The organism is Siphonobacter sp. SORGH_AS_1065, from assembly GCF_030818595.1.
Taxonomy (GTDB): Bacteria; Bacteroidota; Bacteroidia; order Cytophagales; family Spirosomataceae; genus Siphonobacter.
The window spans coordinates 3260284-3275549 of the sequence record NZ_JAUTAM010000004.1 but is presented as its reverse complement, the minus strand read 5'-3'; the positions used below and the strand labels follow the sequence as shown (position 1 = coordinate 3275549).

Here is a 15266-nt window from a genome sequence, read left to right as displayed (position 1 = left end):
CTTCAATCATTCAAAACTAAATCTGAACCCAAGCTTGTTTCTGATTTGATTCGAGGATTTTCTCGCAAATCAGTAACTCACGGTAGCCGTCCGCGAAGGTCGGGAACGTTGGATTTTCGGGCATTTTACCGGCTTCTACTGCTGCATATACCTCTTTGAACATTTGCTTGGAAGTATCGGCAAAACCTTCGTTATGACCACCTGGGAAGGTAATGATGGAACGAACTTCGGGGTGAACCAATGAAGGATCACGCATCAATACTTGGTTATTGCCATCCCGCTTACCAATCCATAACTCGTTAGGAGCTTCAGAATTCCAGGCAAAGGTTTGTTTCGAACCAGCAATTTCCAGTTTCAACTGATTTTTACGACCAGCTGATACTTGCGATACCGTAATTACGCCACGATTTCCGTTATTGAAACGCAACAGAACGTTCGCGTGATCTTCCGTAGTAATGTCGATATCTGCGTAATCTTCGGGCTGAAGCATTTTACCTGAATAGGTCTCAACGGGCTTCAAAGGCTTCTTACGCGTTTTGTGGATGATGTTAAAGTCAGCCAATACTTCCACCGTTTTCAGTCCGGTGATGTACTCGATGATGTCCATCAGGTGAGACCCGATGTCCGCAATAGCCCGGCTGTTTCCTGACTTATCGGGCTCCAGACGCCAGCTATAATCTGTTTCGTAGAACAGCCAGTCTTGCAGGTAAGAACCCATGATGGAATAGACTTCACCCAGTTCACCTTTTTCCTGCATGGCTTTCATCTGACGAGCCAGAGGGTAGTAACGCAGGTTGAAGTGCACCGCATTTACCAGACCTGTCTGAGCAGCTAACTCTACCAATTCTTCGGCTTCGTGCAAATCTTTTGCCAGAGGTTTCTCGCAAACCACGTGCTTACCCGCTAACAAAGCAGCTTTAGACTGCGAGTAATGCAAAAAGTTGGGGGTACAGATGTGTACTACCTGGATGTCTTCCTGCTGTAATAATTCATCAAACGTATACGAACGGGCAATACCTAGCTGAGCAGCTTTGGCGGCGGCTAATTCAGACGTTACTTCGCAGAGAGCAGCTACTTCTACGTTAGGCAATCGGCGTAAGGCTTCGATGTGAGCGGGGCCAATAAATCCTGTTCCAACAACGCCTACTTTAATTTTTGTCATCAGTGAAATGAGCTATTGAGAAGGTTTAAAAATGTTTAATTAAGAGTTAAAATGTTTGATTATTTGAAAAGGTTTGAATCCGTTTATACTTCAGTAAAAAACTGATTTTCAATATTCAAAGTCTGATTATTTCCATAAGAAGTCCTATCCTCCTGAACTTTATACCTAATTCCATTCATTTCCGACTTCTTTAAATGTTCGATGAAGGAATAAAGCATTTTAGCCAAATTCAAGCATTGGCTTTGGGCTGATTCAAACGCTTCAGTAGTTAAATACTTTGCATCAAAAGCCCGATAAAGCTGTGAGCGAGTTTCGCCAATAGAACCTTTTGCAATAGTTAAAAACTGAATAAACTCTTTTCGACTACCACGTTCAAAGCCTTCTGCAATATTGTCCATTCCAGAACCAGATGACGCACGAATCTGATTTTTTAAAGTATAATCATGGTTGAAATCTGCCCGGTTCGTGTATGAATAAGTATCCTGTCACAATTCGCGAGCTATTTTCCAAACTAATAATTCTTCAAAACGATGGGCTGTCGGCATCTGAGATTAGTTAATCTACAAGATTAGTAAGGTTTGAAGACGTTTACCAACTTCTTCAAACCTTTTCTAACATTAATCAAACTTTATCTAACTATGTCCAAACTATCAAACTACTCAAATTTAGTCCAGACGGCTCCGTTAGAGCTGGATTTTAAAGCAGTGTTAATGAAGGCCATGCCCCGAATACCTTCTTCAATACCCGGGAAATCATAATCAGGATCGGGTTCCTGACCAGCTTCTTTGGCCCGAACGGCGAAAGCAAAGTTCCGATAGAGGCTGGCGAACGTTTCTACATACCCCTCGGGGTGACCCGCTGGCTGACGCGTGTGCACCTGAGCCGCTCTCGATTCGGCATTTACGCCCGTACGGATGATTCTTGATCCTTTTTCCTGATTCGTCCACACCAGCGTGTTTGGCTCCATTTGTCGCCATTTCAGTCCGCCAAGTTCTCCGTATATCCGGATGTTCAGATCATTTTCCTCGCCATTGCAAATCTGACTGTTATGCAGAATTCCCTTCGCTCCGTTCTCGAAATGAAGTAACATATTGGCATCGTCGTCCAGCCGACGGCCTTCAACAAAGGTGGTCAGGTCAGCGAGTAACTCCGTAATTTTTGACCCCGTAATATACTCCGCCATATTTTCAGCGTGCGTTCCGATGTCACCTACGCCACCAGCCGCTCCACTTCTAGCGGGATCAGTCCGCCAATCGGCCTGTTTATTCGTACCTGAGCTTTCAACCATTTTGTACAGCCAGCCCTGCGGATATTCCACAATTACCTTACGAATCTTACCAATAGCTCCCGATTTAACTAAATGGCGGGCTTCTTTCACCATCGGATAAGACGTGTAATTATGCGTCAGGCAGAAGACCAAATTCGTTTTTTCCCAAATGGCTTTCAACTCTTCGGCTTCGGCCCGGTTTAGGGTAATGGGCTTCTCCAAAACAACGTGAAACCCGTTCTCAAGAGCCATTTTGGCGGGGGGGAAATGGGCGTGGTTGGGAGTAACAATCGACACGAAGTCCATTCGTTCGCCTTCAGGAAGTTCTTTTTCGCGAAGAATCATTTCTTCAAAACTTCCGTATACGCGATCTTCGGGTAAATAAAGGGCTTCACCCGTTGCTTTTGACTTTTCAGGATTTGAACTGAACGCTCCGCATACCAGCTCAATTTCGCCATCTAAAGCGGCTCCCCGACGGTGAACGGAGCCAATGAAAGCGTCCAGGCTTCCACCGATCATTCCCATTCTGAGTTTTCTGGCCATGGTTAGAGGTGTTTTTAAGACGTAATGAATAGTTAGTGGAAAGACGGAATAGGGTCGGTTGTGCATTGCCTACACCCTTTTTCTTCAAGACCTGATTTATCCGTAAATGCTAAGAAAACCACGTATTTAAGCAAAATACATTCCGTCCCCCGCCTAAATTAAGGCTGCCAAAGTTTGACAAGAAATTGCAGATTTCAAATGAAGAATCGACATAAGCCGGAGAAAGTAGTATACATTCCAGCCGCATCCCCCCTTTTTAGCTCAAGAATAAACCCCATAAATTCTAGCTAAAATGTATATATTTTCGTTTTTTAGCCGAAAAATTTAATAACCCTCCCAGCGTTTATTACGCTAACTACGTCATTACAAACACCATAAACCCTATTTCTAAACCTCAATAGCTATGACCCAATCCATTAACCGGAGCCGCTTATTAGTTGCAAGCTGTTTTGGGATTATTACCACCGCCATGATTTTCGCCATTCGGGCGGGTGTCCTTACCCAGTTAGGTACTGAATTTAATCTTACCTCCAAAGAGCTGGGCTATGTCAATCAGATGGCATTCCTGGGTTTTTCCCATCGCTATGATTTTTGGTGGTCCTTTATATAACATCATTGGCCCCCGTAAAATCATCTGGGTAGCGTTCGTTACTCACCTGATTGGGATCATCTCCACCATTTTCGCGGACGGTTTCTGGACTTTATTGCTTTCTACTTTCTTCGTTGGTTTAGGTAATGGTACTGTAGAAGCCGCTTGTAACCCACTGGTTGCTGACATGTATGAAGGCAAGCTGAAAACACAAATGCTGAACCGTCTGCACATGTGGTTCCCCGGTGGTATTGTGATTGGTAGTTTGGTATCAAAATACATGACCGAAGCGAGCTTAGGCTGGCAATTACAAATGGGAATTATTATCATTCCTTTGGTGATTTACGGTCTCCTGTTCGCGGGACAGGCCTTCCCTGAAACAAAAGCAGAAGAAGGCGTATCGAACGTTACGAACATTAAGGCAATGCTAAGCCCGCTGTACATTTTCATGCTGCTTTGCATGGCTCTGACTTCCATTTCAGAATTTGGTACTACCCAGTGGGTAGAGCCTATTCTGGGTAAAGCAGGAGCTAGCCCACTATTGATTCTGGCTTTAGTAACGGGCTTAATGGCCGTTGGACGTTACTTCGCAGGCCCACTGGTGCATAACCTGAACCCAACCGGTGTTCTGTGGACTTCCGCTTTAATCACGACGATTGGTATTGTCTTGATGAGCCAGTCTACTGGCACGATGGTGTACGTTTCAGCCGTAATTTTCGCGATTGGCGTGTGTTATTTCTGGCCAACCATGATTGGTTTTGTGGCTGAATACATTCCCAAATCAGGAGCCTTCGGACTTTCCATCATGGGCGGTATGGGGATGTTCTCTACTTCCATTTTCCAACCTATCATTGGTGGCTGGATTGATGATGAAAAACGTAATGCTGCCGCTCGGGGCCTTACTGGCGATGCAATGGAACTGGCCGCTGGTCAGGAAGTACTGGACAATATGGCCATCTTCCCCGCCATTCTGATCATCGCTTTTGGTGTACTTTGGTTCATGATGCGTAACAAAAAACCAGATCACCAACAGGACGAAACCCTAGTTGCGGAACAGCCTCAACTTTAATTTTTAACTGATTAGTAATACGCACAGAAAGGCTGGTGAAGGAAACTTTTCCAGCCTTTCTTTTTCAACCCTAATTCATTCTACGTATGAAAAATCTTCTGGCCGCAGGCGGTTTATTACTGGCTCTATCCAGCTCTGCACAAACCCGACTCGAAAAGCTTTGGGAAACCGACAGCAATCAGTTTCTTACCCCAGAATCTGTTCTGGTTGATTCAAAAACCAATTCCATTTATGTGAGCAATATTGACGGGAAACCCTGGGAATCTGACGGGAAGGGATTCATTTCGACCCTGGCCGCCAACGGAGCCGTACAGACATTAAAATGGGCCGATGGACTGAATGCCCCCAAAGGTATGGGGATTTCCAAGGGTAAATTATACGTAGCGGACATTACCGAAGTAGCCGTAATTGATGTCCGAACGGGCCAAATCAAAGAGAAAATTGCCCCGGCTGGAGCTGTTAACCTCAATGACATTGACGTAGCTCCCAACGGCGAAGTTTATGTAACCGATTCGGGCTCCGACCGGGTCTATGTAATAAAAGGCAAAACTGCTTCCGTTTTTCTGGAAAGTCCCGAACTAAAGCGTCCGAACGGCATCAAGTTTGTTGGAAACAAAATGTACATTATTTCCGCAGGCGGTGGCGATTTCTTTGAAGTTAATCCCGATAAAACGTTGAAAAAACTGGCCGAAGGAATGCCGTCTGGCGATGGCATCGAACCCGACGGGAAAAACTTTTTCCTTTCCCGCTGGGAAGGCGTTTTACATTACTGGCACGCCGCCGATGGAAAGCTGGAACAACTACTGGATACCCGTCCCGATAAAAAGAACTGTGCGGACATTGGCTTTGATAAAAGTAAGCGAGTGATCTACGTTCCGACGTTCAACGGAAACACGGTAGCGGCTTATCAAATCAAGTAATTTATTCGGGAGAATTGCCTAACGGGGGATTCTCCCTTTTTTTGTTCAAAACTGCCGTCCCTACTCATTTTTATTAGACAAAACCTATAAATCGAATAAACTTTAAAAGAATATTATCTTTTTTCAGCCCAACACTTGCGTTCGCTTTCAAAAAACCTCTATATTTGCACCACGTTAAACGAAACGACAACAAAATCGCCGCTTAACAACATAAAATGGTCCGTTCGTCTAGGGGTTAGGACGTATCCCTTTCACGGATAAAACACGGGTTCGATTCCCGTACGGACTACTGGCAAGAGCTAAATAACTTCGGTTGTTTAGCTCTTTTTTCTTTCCTACCTTACCCTCCCTTTTGCTTCTTTTGGATTCAATTATTTTCGGTTTATAAACCGTGATTGATTGGCTGTTGATCCCTCTATTCCTATGAAAAAGTTCTTACTTCTTTATCTGTTACTCCTGTTGGGTTTAAGTTCTTTCAAAGGCCCGGCTCCAGTCAAAGTGGACGGCGGCTTGATTTCTGGAAGCCTGCACGAAAAGATACGTATATACAAAGGCATCCCTTTCGCGGCTCCTCCCGTTGGCCCATTACGCTGGAAAGCTCCGCAAGCCGTAATTCCCTGGAAAGGCATTCGGAAATGTACGCAATTTGGCCCCAGTCCCATGCAGGCTTCTCCGGCCCCATTCAGCATGTGGAGCGAGGAGTTTTTAATTCCTAAACAACCCATTCGTGAAGATTGCCTCTATTTAAATGTCTGGACAGGAGCACAATCGACCCAGGACAAGCGTCCGGTTTTGGTCTGGATTTATGGCGGTGGATTCATGGGCGGAGGCAGTGCTGTACCCATCTATGATGGCGAAGCGATGGCTAAAAAGGGTATTATTTTCGTCAGCATTAATTACCGGGTGGGAACCTTCGGCTTCTTTGCTCACCCCGAACTGACCCAGGAATCGGGTAATTATGCTTCCGGGAATTACGGATTAATGGATCAGATTGCCGCTCTAAAATGGGTTCAGAGAAACATCCGAAACTTCGGTGGCGATCCTGACCGGGTAACCATCGCCGGACAATCGGCGGGTTCTATGAGCGTCAATGCACTAGTAGCTAGTCCGCAGGCAAAGGGCCTTTTTAAGCAGGCTATCGCCGAAAGTGGAGCGAACTTCACCTCCCCTCATCCAAGTCTGGCTCAGGCGGAAGAAGCCGGTATCAAGTTCATGCATTCGCTCGAAGCAGCATCGCTGGATGAATTACGTAAGAAACCAGCGGAAGCCATTCTAAAAACGGATGCAGGCCTACGCGGCCCCATTCTGGATGGGTACATCTTACCCGAGCCGATCGCTCAGATTTTTGCTTCCCATCAGCAAAACCCCGTTTCGCTGTTAACCGGGTGGAATGAAGAAGAAGGTATCCTGCGAGGCCCCTTACTAAAGGCAGAAGATTACCAGCATTACTTGTATCAGCAATACGGTACTGAGGGCAATGCCTTTCTCAGGCATTACCCCGCCTCAAACGAAGCAGAAGCTACTAAATCCCAATATGAGCTGGCACGTGATTTAATTTTTGGCGTACAGAATTACGCCTGGGCAAATGCTCAAAGTCGGCAGGGCCAGCCCGTGTACGTATATCGCTTTACCAGAAAAGTACCCGGAACGGGCGAATATGCGAAGTATGGAGCCTTTCATACGGGTGAAGTCGCGTATGCCTATGATAACCTTGCCTTCCTCCATCGTCCGTGGCAATCCACAGACCGCGATCTGGCCCGGATCATGTCTACCTATTGGCTGAATTTTATTACGACGGGAAACCCAAACGGAAAAAACGTGCCAAACTGGCCCTTGTACACCACTCAGGATAAAAAGATTATCAATCTCGGTAAGGAAGTAAAAGCAGAGGTTTTGCCTGATGCGGAGCGGCTGGATTTTTTGTTTGAGAAGGTAAAGAAGTAACTGAGACGAGCCTTCGGTTGGGTTGCCTTTTGAGTAATACTCTGCTCTTTCGGATTGAAAATCCGAAAGCGATCTGTTGGAGATTTATAATCCCCACATACGGATCACAGATCCGTAACAGACTGGTTCTGGATTGCAAATCCAGAACAGCGTAGATACTCGTTTTGTTGAGGTAGGCCATCTTGATTAATAAAGCCTCTTAGACGCATTCCCTTCAGTCAAGTGAATAGCTGGCCTCTGGCTGATAGGATGGGAAACACTGTCTCGTCAGACAACACCTTTTCCCAAACGAAAACATTCCTGCTACCATCAGCTAGAGGAATACCAAGCTATTGCGTCTCTTGTGTTGTTTTCGACACGTTTTCAGGCAATGCATATTCTAAATACCTAAAAAATTGATACTTATGCATATACATGAATGGTATGCATAAGATATATATTTGAAAGATAGATGCAAGTATTACGTCTATTAGATAGTTAGCAGTAATTTAAACGAGCAGACGTACACAATGACTAAAAAGGCCCTTTGGATATTATTTGCAACAATGGCAATACTTATTGGACTGTATCCAACGCTATATTTATTCTTGGACAAAAAATTTGGACTACTTAGCACAAAGGATAATGGGCTATTCAAGAACATTTTTTGGAGCTTATCATTTTATATTCACATCATTTCAGGAGGGCTTGCGTTACTTATCGGTTGGACACAATTCAGTAAAAAAATAAGAGCAAGAAACTTAACTCTCCATAGACAGATAGGTAAAATTTATGTAATCTCAGCATTAATAAGTGCATTAACAAGCCTTTACATTGCCATATACTCAACAGGTGGACTTTTTACATCTTTAGGGTTTATTTGCTTAGGCTTTATATGGTTTTACACAACCCTGACAGCATTTATTCAGATTAAAAAAGGAATGATTGCTAATCACGAAAAAATGATGTTATACAGTTATGCTTTGTGTTTTGCAGCAGTAACACTTAGAATTTGGCTTCCGCTTCTAGTCATTCTATTTAATGACTTTATATCCGCTTACAAAATAGTTGCTTGGCTCTGCTGGATTCCCAATTTATTGATTGCGTTTCTAATTATTAAGAGAATTGAGAAACGAGAAACAATAAGCTAATGAGCGAAGACATTTCATTTACGGAAAGACAAAGATTTAATCAATGGTGGTTATGGTTAATTCTTTTAGGAATTAATGGACTATTTTCATTTGGTGTATTCAAACAAGTTATTGGGGGACATCTATTTGGTGACAAGCCGATGAGTAACACAGGACTTTTAATTACAATGGGATTAATAATCGTTTTGACACTTTTATTTATAAGCTTTCGTCTTGACACAATAATAAAGAAAGACGGAATTCATGTTCGCTTTTTCCATTTCACTTAAAGTTCAAACATTACACTTGGGATAGTATCACAAAATCGTTTGTCAGAACATATTCACCATTGACTGAATATGGTGGATGGGGATTAAGACTTGGACTTTTTGGAAAAGGAATAGCCTTTAATGTTTCAGGTAACAAAGGTTTGCAACTTGAATTTATAGACCATAAAAAATTACTTATTGGAACAAATAAACCAGAAGAACTGACTAAAGTACTCAGTGAGATAGGGCAATTAAAACAGTAATAAGAAAACGTCAATATTGGTTTGATAATAGGGCGGCTGAACCAGATCACGTGTATAATGCTTCTATTAATCATTTGAGGCTGTAGCTTCGGTGCAAGCTTCAATAGTACTATTTCTACTAAACTTTAGAGCCAAACATCCGCTATATCGCTAAACCTCGGACCGTTACCACCTATTATGATGACAGAGGAACATATCTATAAACAAGTAATAAATAAAATCAATGGGATACTGGACATTGCCAAGCGAAAAAACTGGGCAATTACGGTTAAGCCTTTCATCGACAGACCTGCAACAATAGCAGAAATAAATTCCGTTGAAGAGCAAATAGGCAAGATCATACCTGATGATTTAAGAAAGTTATTTCTTTTTTCTAGACATTTAGAATTTAGCTATCAATTTGACGAAACACTTTCAGAAGAGTTTAGACAGAATTTTTCTGGTGATATCTATTGGAATTTAAATTCACTCGCCGAACAATACACTAATTTTCAAGAATGGGTAAAGGCATCCATTGACCCAGCATACAACGGCACAAGAGCGATTGAGATAACTGAAAAACTATGGCAAGACAAATTGCCTTTGATGCATGTTCCAAATGGAGACGTAATTGCAATTGGAGATAACCATTCCGAGATAATATATTTTTCACACGAAGGCGATGCTATGCACGGCAAAATGCTTGGCAATAACTTGTGGAATTTTCTTGACTTCTATTCACGAATTGGATTTGCAGGAAGTGAAGACTGGCAACTTGAACCGTTCTTCGACTTTGACAAAAATATGATGGTAACCCAAGGTGACAAAGTTGAAAGATTTGCAGAACTATTAGAAAAATAACGGCTCCCGCAGTCGCTCGGCTCCCACCGAGCGACTACCTATCTATAGGCCTCTGGCCGGTAGGATGCGAAACACTATCTCATCAAACAACACCTTTTTTTCAATGCATTTAAGATTTTTAATATGGTAAATATTCAATCATGAGTGCTTTGTGGTATGAGCTGTGCAAGGGAATGTCATGAAAAGATGTATATTTGAGAGTATAAATGTCCGAGTTGCGTTTAATTGGATGATTGTATGGTAATTTTAAACTACAACCATAATTGAAATTCATAAAGTATTCATTGTTAATATAAAAATGGAAAATGAACAAAGAAAAACCTAAATTATTTAGAAAAGTAAACACTAAAGCATTTAATGTTGATCATTATCTTGGTGGAGATTTTAGAAATACACGACACAGTAAAAGAGAAACTTTAGAACAAACTAAAGGAAAAATGTTTGGGAAAAAGGAACGAGGTTTAGACTATACTCCACTTTATAGATTTTTATTATCAAAAGTTGGCTCTAACTGGGACGAAATTTTTAGTGAAGCCAAAGCTAGACTGGATAAAGTTGAACCAATATATGGGATGGTTGCCTTAATAGAAGATAAAAAAAGAGATTTCATAAGAACTGGCGAATCGTCCTATTTCTCTGGCTTGTTTGTTGATGATAATAATATTTTACAATTATCAAATCCAGATCTAAAAGCAAAAGATATGAAACCATTTTGTACTTGTTGCACTCATACATTTAATGGAAAATTATTTGGAACTGAATAAAAACTACAACTATCAGTAGCTAGTAACAAGACCCCTTTCCCGAACTTATGCTTGCTAACTTTGGCCAGAGCAAAGCACAAAACCTTATTTAGAGTTTAGAAATTACTCATACTCTCCCGCAGTCGCTCGGCTCCTGCCGAGTGACTACCTAGCTATAGGCCTCTGGCCGGTAGGATGCGAAGCACTATCTCATCAAACAACACCTTTCCCAACAAAACCTCCTTTCTGACATCGGCCGCATTACATCCTCACTCGGTTCTAGCCGAGCGACTGCAAGGACTACATAAGCCCCCTACATTCGAGAGAATAATTGGAGTAATCAATAATCCCCTACGTCTGTCTTCATACCAAATACATATATAATTTTTTCAAGAATTTATTAAATATACTCCTAAAAGAATATAAACATTCAAATAATTTATTAATCAATTTAGGGTAAATGGCGGGGTTAGCGTACTTACACTATGAACACGCAAGCATGCCTTTTCTCTTATGAATCTGGTTGAATTCCGCACCCTGCTCCGAAACTACCTGAACGGCCAGCAAAGCCCTCAGGAAGATCGTCGCCTTGACCGATGGTATGAGGAACTGGGGGCAGACCTTGAGCTTTCCGAAGAAGAGCTAACTGCCGCCCGGAAGCGAATGAAAGCAGTCATTGACACAAGAACGCAGGAAAAAAAAACGCTCTGGCTTTTTACCTCTACGGCTCGCTGGGTTTCTGCTGCCGCTGGGCTTTTTATCGTGATTAGCCTGGGCATTTTCTGGAGCATGGATGATTCCGTTACCTATACCAATACGTCCTCGAAGCCCGTTACCGTATCACTTTCCGAGGGAACAACGGTTGAAGTAAATCCTGGTGCTACGCTGGTGTATTCCAAATCCTTTCCTTCGGATCGGCGGGAGGTTTCGCTGGCAGGTCAGGCCTTTTTTAAGGTATCGAAAGATCCCTCGCGGCCCTTTCGGGTGTACGCCTCAGGAACCATTACGGAGGTACTTGGCACCAGTTTCTGGGTAAGAAGTTCGGAGGAGCAACTTCAGGTAGAGGTTCGGACGGGAAGGGTGCAGGTTTCTCAACAAGCCAAGCTTCAGCCCATCTCGGTTTTATTGACCCCTAACCAACAGGTCGTCGTAAACCTTCGTACGCAACGCTGGGTCAGTGGGCTGGTAGAGCAACCTCAGACTACCCTGCCCTCGAGTTTTAGTTTTTCCAATGCTCCAGTGAAAGCCGTGATTGATTCGTTAGAAAAAGCCTATCATATTCCGGTTCTTTTGGCTAAGACGCCTCTGGAACGTTGTACGTTTTCAGGCACCCTGGCAGACTCTACCTTCTACGGAAAGCTGGAGTTACTCTGTAAAACCCTTAAATGGTCGTATCGCATCGAGCAAAAAACTATAGTTATTGACGGACGACCCTGTCCTACTTCCCCATAAAAACCCCGAAATAGACTTTATACTTTAATTTATACTGATACCGTTGAGGTTGCTTTGGTACCCTTGGACACGCTGGAGAATGCCTGTTTTTCAACAGGTCCTGATGCTTATTGTCTTTAGCTGCACCTTAGCTTATGCCCAAGAGTCTCCGTTAGAAGAATCGATTAGCCTGCGTATGCAGGATACGCCACTCCAAACCGTACTAACGAAAATGGAAAAATTGACCTCTGCCCGTTTTCTATATAATCCTGATGCCATAGGCGTACGCCGAAAGGTTTCTGTACGGGCCCACCAGGAGCCGTTGCGTTTGGTGCTGGATCGCTTATTCAGGCCTTTGTCGATTCATTACGAACTCATCAGGGGGAACCTTATTCTCACGGCTCAGGACTCCGTTCCTCAAGTACAGGAAACGTTCTTCAGGGGAATGGTCAAAAACTCAAAAGGAGAGCCGATCTCCGATGCTTTTATACGAATCAAGGGAAGTTCGCAGGGCACCACCACCCAGGCAGACGGTTCCTACCAGTTATCAGGTTCTGAACCCGCCACCCTCCTGTTTTCTCATCTAAGTTATCAATCTACGCAAGTCATGGGAAAGCCCGGCCTGGTGCCGACGGTCATTCTTCAGGAAACGACGGTCGCTCTTCCTGAAATTGCAATTGTGGGTTCTTACGCGAACCCCCGCTTTCGTCTGGATCGGTCCGTTCCCGTAGACGTGCTCACTTCAGATCAGTTACAGACTTCGGGTCAGTTGGAACTGGCTCAACAGTTACAGTTTACTTCTCCTACGGTTCAGACTCTGAAAACGGGAATCAACGGCGTGGCCAATTATGCCGACCCGATTACCTTACGCGGACTTGCTCCCGATCAGGTGCTGGTTCTGGTGGATGGCAAACGCCGCCACCCTTTTTCCGGCATCAATCTTAACCAGACGGTAGGACTGGGTACCGTAACAACCGACTTGAATGCCATCCCAGCCCTGGCTCTGGAACGCGTGGAGATTCTTCGGGACGGAGCCGCAGCTCAGTACGGATCAGACGCTATTGCGGGCATTATTAATCTGGTTTTGCGAAAAGAAACGCAGGGAGGGTTAATTCGAAGTTCCGTAGGGAGTACCAGCCGAGGAGACGGGACCTTCTTTACAACGGGCCTCCGCTGGGGAACCGGGCTGGGAAAAACGGGTAGTAACCTGACCCTGAGCTTACAGGTGCAATCCGTTGGCGTTACCAATCGGTCTGATGCTTATACCGGGCGTATTTACGCCAGCGACTCTACCACCGATAACCGCATTCGTCAGAACCGAGGGGTTTGGCAACCGCCTTTCCGGGTGGGGGTCTACGGCAGTAACGGCTCTACCACGGTGCAGGGTTTGTACAAAATCAGTTACCCAATTCATAATCACTGGACTCTTTATCAGACCGGAAGCTATTCCAACAAATACATTATGGCTTATGGTTTCTTCAGAAATGCCATTCCTGACAACGCCAATTCAAACCCCGACTTATACCCGGATGGCTATACGCCGGAGTTACCGGGCAGAACCGTCGATTTTTCACAGGTCATCGGTCTGAGTCGCCAGATGCCCCAGGGATGGCAATGGGATTTTAGCGGCAGTTACGGTTCCAACCGACTAGACCTGTGGGCCAATCACACGAGCAATCCTTCGCTGGGAGCGGCTTCCCCCACTGATTTTTACGTAGGTCGGAGTTTCTTTGCTCATACCCTCGTGGATGCAACGGCAACCCGGCTGTTTCATGCTCCAAACACGAACTGGAATGTGGCTTTGGGGAGTCAGTTTCGGCGGAGTGAATTTCAGTTACGGGCGGGAGACGCGGCAGCTTCGGAACAAGGTCCACTCATGAATAAAGCTCCCGGAGCAAGTGGTCGGCCTGGAATCGCCAGGGCCGACGAAGTGCGGGCGTTCCGTTCCAACCTGGGTTTGTATGGCGATGTAGAAGGCGAATGGAAGAAACGAATCCTGGGTAGTATGGCTTTACGGCTGGAGTCCTACAGCGATTTTGGCAGCAATCTCTCAGGTAAGACTTCCATTCGTTATCGGATGAATTCCCGGCTTTCCGTGCGAGGTTCCATCAATCGGGGATTTCGGGCTCCCTCCTTACAGCAGAATTTCAATCGGCTGGTTACGTCTACGGTTCAGGCGGGATCCATTGCTCTCACCCGTCAGATTTCGAGTCAGGACCCCCGAATGGCTGAAATGGGCTTTCCTCCTATTCAAGCCGAAAAATCCTGGAATTATACCCTGGGCCTAGCGGGAGAAATACAACCCTCATTCACTTTTGCCCTGGATGCCTATCAGATTTCTATTCGTGACCGGATCATCCTGAGTGACCGACTTTTCGTTGCTTCCATCGCCTCGCTCCAGCGGTTGTTTCCTGAACTAACGGAAGTTCGGTTATTTACGAATCAGTTGTCCACCCGAACGAAAGGCCTCGATGCACAATTAACGTATAGCAATAACCGTAAGAAAAATACCTTCCTGCGAGTCTCCGCTATTTTTTCCTATAACCAAACCCAGATCACCCGTATCAAACCCACGCCCGCTGCTTTTCAGGAAGGTACGGCTTCGGCTATTTCTCTGATTGATACCATTGGCCGAGGGCTTATCGAAACCGCTCAGCCTCGGGAAAAATTTACCATTTCCGGTGAGTATCGACACCATCATTGGAGCGGGTCGGTGCGGGCGACTTACATTGGAGCGGTGACGGGCTGGATCAAACCGCTGACTCAACCTTATGAATATCAGACCTTTCGGGGAAAAACGTTGTTCGATGTCACCATCGAATATACTCCTACCCAGCACTGGCAGTTTAGTTTGATGGGTCTGAACCTACTGAATACGTATCCAGATCGCATTTTGAGCAATCAGGCGGCCTATTCTAATGGACAAACCCCTTATCCAAGAAATGTAAGCCAGTTTTCAGCGAACGGAGCTTCCGGCCAGCTTCAGGTAGTATACAGATTTTAATCCCTGGTACTGAACCCATTCCATTTCTGTCATTTTTAACACATAAAACTTTACATGCCTCATCAGTAGTGACGGGTAACGGCCCGGTTAGCTGCTCTTTCACAACTAAACAT

At 44.5% G+C, this 15266-nt stretch carries 14 protein-coding genes and 1 tRNA gene; 12 read left to right on the top strand and 3 right to left on the bottom strand.

The genetic code is table 11. The features are described 5' to 3' along the window. Nucleotides 1-16: 16 nt before the first annotated feature. The 3 genes from QE390_RS14140 to QE390_RS14130 all read right to left on the bottom strand — a co-directional run bounded on the left by QE390_RS14140 (nt 17) and on the right by QE390_RS14130 (nt 2972). The gene (locus tag QE390_RS14140; protein WP_106635565.1) at nt 17-1162 is read right to left on the bottom strand and encodes a Gfo/Idh/MocA family protein; all 1146 of its coding nucleotides are present in this window, start codon (nt 1160-1162) and stop codon (nt 17-19) included. Between the two features lie 83 nt (nt 1163-1245). Then, nucleotides 1246-1584: a four helix bundle protein gene (locus tag QE390_RS14135; protein WP_373424561.1), complete on the bottom strand. Its 339-nt coding sequence runs from the start codon at nt 1582-1584 to the stop codon at nt 1246-1248. A 233-nt stretch (nt 1585-1817) separates the two neighbouring features. After that, nucleotides 1818-2972: a Gfo/Idh/MocA family protein gene (locus tag QE390_RS14130; RefSeq protein ID WP_307142608.1), complete on the bottom strand. Its 1155-nt coding sequence runs from the start codon at nt 2970-2972 to the stop codon at nt 1818-1820. Between the two features lie 403 nt (nt 2973-3375). Between QE390_RS14130 and QE390_RS14125 the strand changes: the two genes are divergently transcribed. The 12 genes from QE390_RS14125 to QE390_RS14070 all read left to right on the top strand — a co-directional run bounded on the left by QE390_RS14125 (nt 3376) and on the right by QE390_RS14070 (nt 15153). Then, the gene (locus QE390_RS14125; RefSeq protein ID WP_307142607.1) at nt 3376-3582 is read left to right on the top strand and encodes a hypothetical protein; all 207 of its coding nucleotides are present in this window, start codon (nt 3376-3378) and stop codon (nt 3580-3582) included. Then, nucleotides 3518-4630, top strand: coding sequence for a sugar MFS transporter (locus tag QE390_RS14120; RefSeq protein WP_307142606.1), 1113 nt, complete (start codon nt 3518-3520; stop codon nt 4628-4630). Before QE390_RS14125 ends, QE390_RS14120 begins: the two co-directional genes overlap by 65 nt. Nucleotides 4631-4716: 86 nt before the next feature. Then, complete coding sequence (locus tag QE390_RS14115) at nt 4717-5550, top strand: SMP-30/gluconolactonase/LRE family protein (RefSeq protein WP_307142605.1); 834 nt, start codon at nt 4717-4719, stop codon at nt 5548-5550. Nucleotides 5551-5767: 217 nt separating this feature from the next. Beyond that, nucleotides 5768-5839, top strand: a tRNA-Glu gene (locus QE390_RS14110). 134 nt (nt 5840-5973) lie between these two features. After that, a complete protein-coding gene (locus QE390_RS14105; RefSeq protein ID WP_307142604.1) occupies nt 5974-7494 on the top strand; it encodes a carboxylesterase/lipase family protein in 1521 nt (506 codons plus the stop codon). 509 nt (nt 7495-8003) lie between these two features. After that, the gene (locus tag QE390_RS14100; RefSeq protein ID WP_307142603.1) at nt 8004-8624 is read left to right on the top strand and encodes a DUF2306 domain-containing protein; all 621 of its coding nucleotides are present in this window, start codon (nt 8004-8006) and stop codon (nt 8622-8624) included. Further along, nucleotides 8624-8893, top strand: a complete 270-nt coding sequence (locus tag QE390_RS14095) for a hypothetical protein (RefSeq protein ID WP_307142602.1) — start codon at nt 8624-8626, stop codon at nt 8891-8893. The genes QE390_RS14100 and QE390_RS14095 overlap by 1 nt, the downstream gene beginning before the upstream one ends. Before the next feature lie 59 nt (nt 8894-8952). Next, a complete protein-coding gene (locus QE390_RS14090; RefSeq protein WP_307142601.1) occupies nt 8953-9135 on the top strand; it encodes a hypothetical protein in 183 nt (60 codons plus the stop codon). Nucleotides 9136-9312: 177 nt separating this feature from the next. Next, a complete protein-coding gene (locus QE390_RS14085; RefSeq protein WP_307142600.1) occupies nt 9313-9975 on the top strand; it encodes an SMI1/KNR4 family protein in 663 nt (220 codons plus the stop codon). Nucleotides 9976-10280: 305 nt separating this feature from the next. Next, the gene (locus QE390_RS14080) at nt 10281-10739 is read left to right on the top strand and encodes a hypothetical protein (protein ID WP_307142599.1); all 459 of its coding nucleotides are present in this window, start codon (nt 10281-10283) and stop codon (nt 10737-10739) included. A gap of 492 nt (nt 10740-11231) precedes the next feature. After that, the gene (locus QE390_RS14075) at nt 11232-12170 is read left to right on the top strand and encodes a FecR family protein (RefSeq protein ID WP_307142598.1); all 939 of its coding nucleotides are present in this window, start codon (nt 11232-11234) and stop codon (nt 12168-12170) included. A 79-nt stretch (nt 12171-12249) separates the two neighbouring features. After that, nucleotides 12250-15153: a TonB-dependent receptor domain-containing protein gene (locus tag QE390_RS14070; protein WP_307142597.1), complete on the top strand. Its 2904-nt coding sequence runs from the start codon at nt 12250-12252 to the stop codon at nt 15151-15153. The last annotated feature ends 113 nt before the right edge of the window (nt 15154-15266 follow it).

Coding starts and splice junctions, on each gene's coding strand:
- QE390_RS14095 (WP_307142602.1), top strand. CDS start 8,624: ATGAGCGAAGACATTTCATTTACGGAAAGACAAAGATTTAATCAATGG.
- QE390_RS14130 (WP_307142608.1), bottom strand. CDS start 2,972: ATGGCCAGAAAACTCAGAATGGGAATGATCGGTGGAAGCCTGGACGCT.
- QE390_RS14140 (WP_106635565.1), bottom strand. CDS start 1,162: ATGACAAAAATTAAAGTAGGCGTTGTTGGAACAGGATTTATTGGCCCC.
- QE390_RS14080 (WP_307142599.1), top strand. CDS start 10,281: ATGAACAAAGAAAAACCTAAATTATTTAGAAAAGTAAACACTAAAGCA.
- QE390_RS14125 (WP_307142607.1), top strand. CDS start 3,376: ATGACCCAATCCATTAACCGGAGCCGCTTATTAGTTGCAAGCTGTTTT.
- QE390_RS14075 (WP_307142598.1), top strand. CDS start 11,232: ATGAATCTGGTTGAATTCCGCACCCTGCTCCGAAACTACCTGAACGGC.
- QE390_RS14105 (WP_307142604.1), top strand. CDS start 5,974: ATGAAAAAGTTCTTACTTCTTTATCTGTTACTCCTGTTGGGTTTAAGT.
- QE390_RS14100 (WP_307142603.1), top strand. CDS start 8,004: ATGACTAAAAAGGCCCTTTGGATATTATTTGCAACAATGGCAATACTT.
- QE390_RS14120 (WP_307142606.1), top strand. CDS start 3,518: ATGTCAATCAGATGGCATTCCTGGGTTTTTCCCATCGCTATGATTTTT.
- QE390_RS14115 (WP_307142605.1), top strand. CDS start 4,717: ATGAAAAATCTTCTGGCCGCAGGCGGTTTATTACTGGCTCTATCCAGC.
- QE390_RS14070 (WP_307142597.1), top strand. CDS start 12,250: ATGCCTGTTTTTCAACAGGTCCTGATGCTTATTGTCTTTAGCTGCACC.
- QE390_RS14085 (WP_307142600.1), top strand. CDS start 9,313: ATGATGACAGAGGAACATATCTATAAACAAGTAATAAATAAAATCAAT.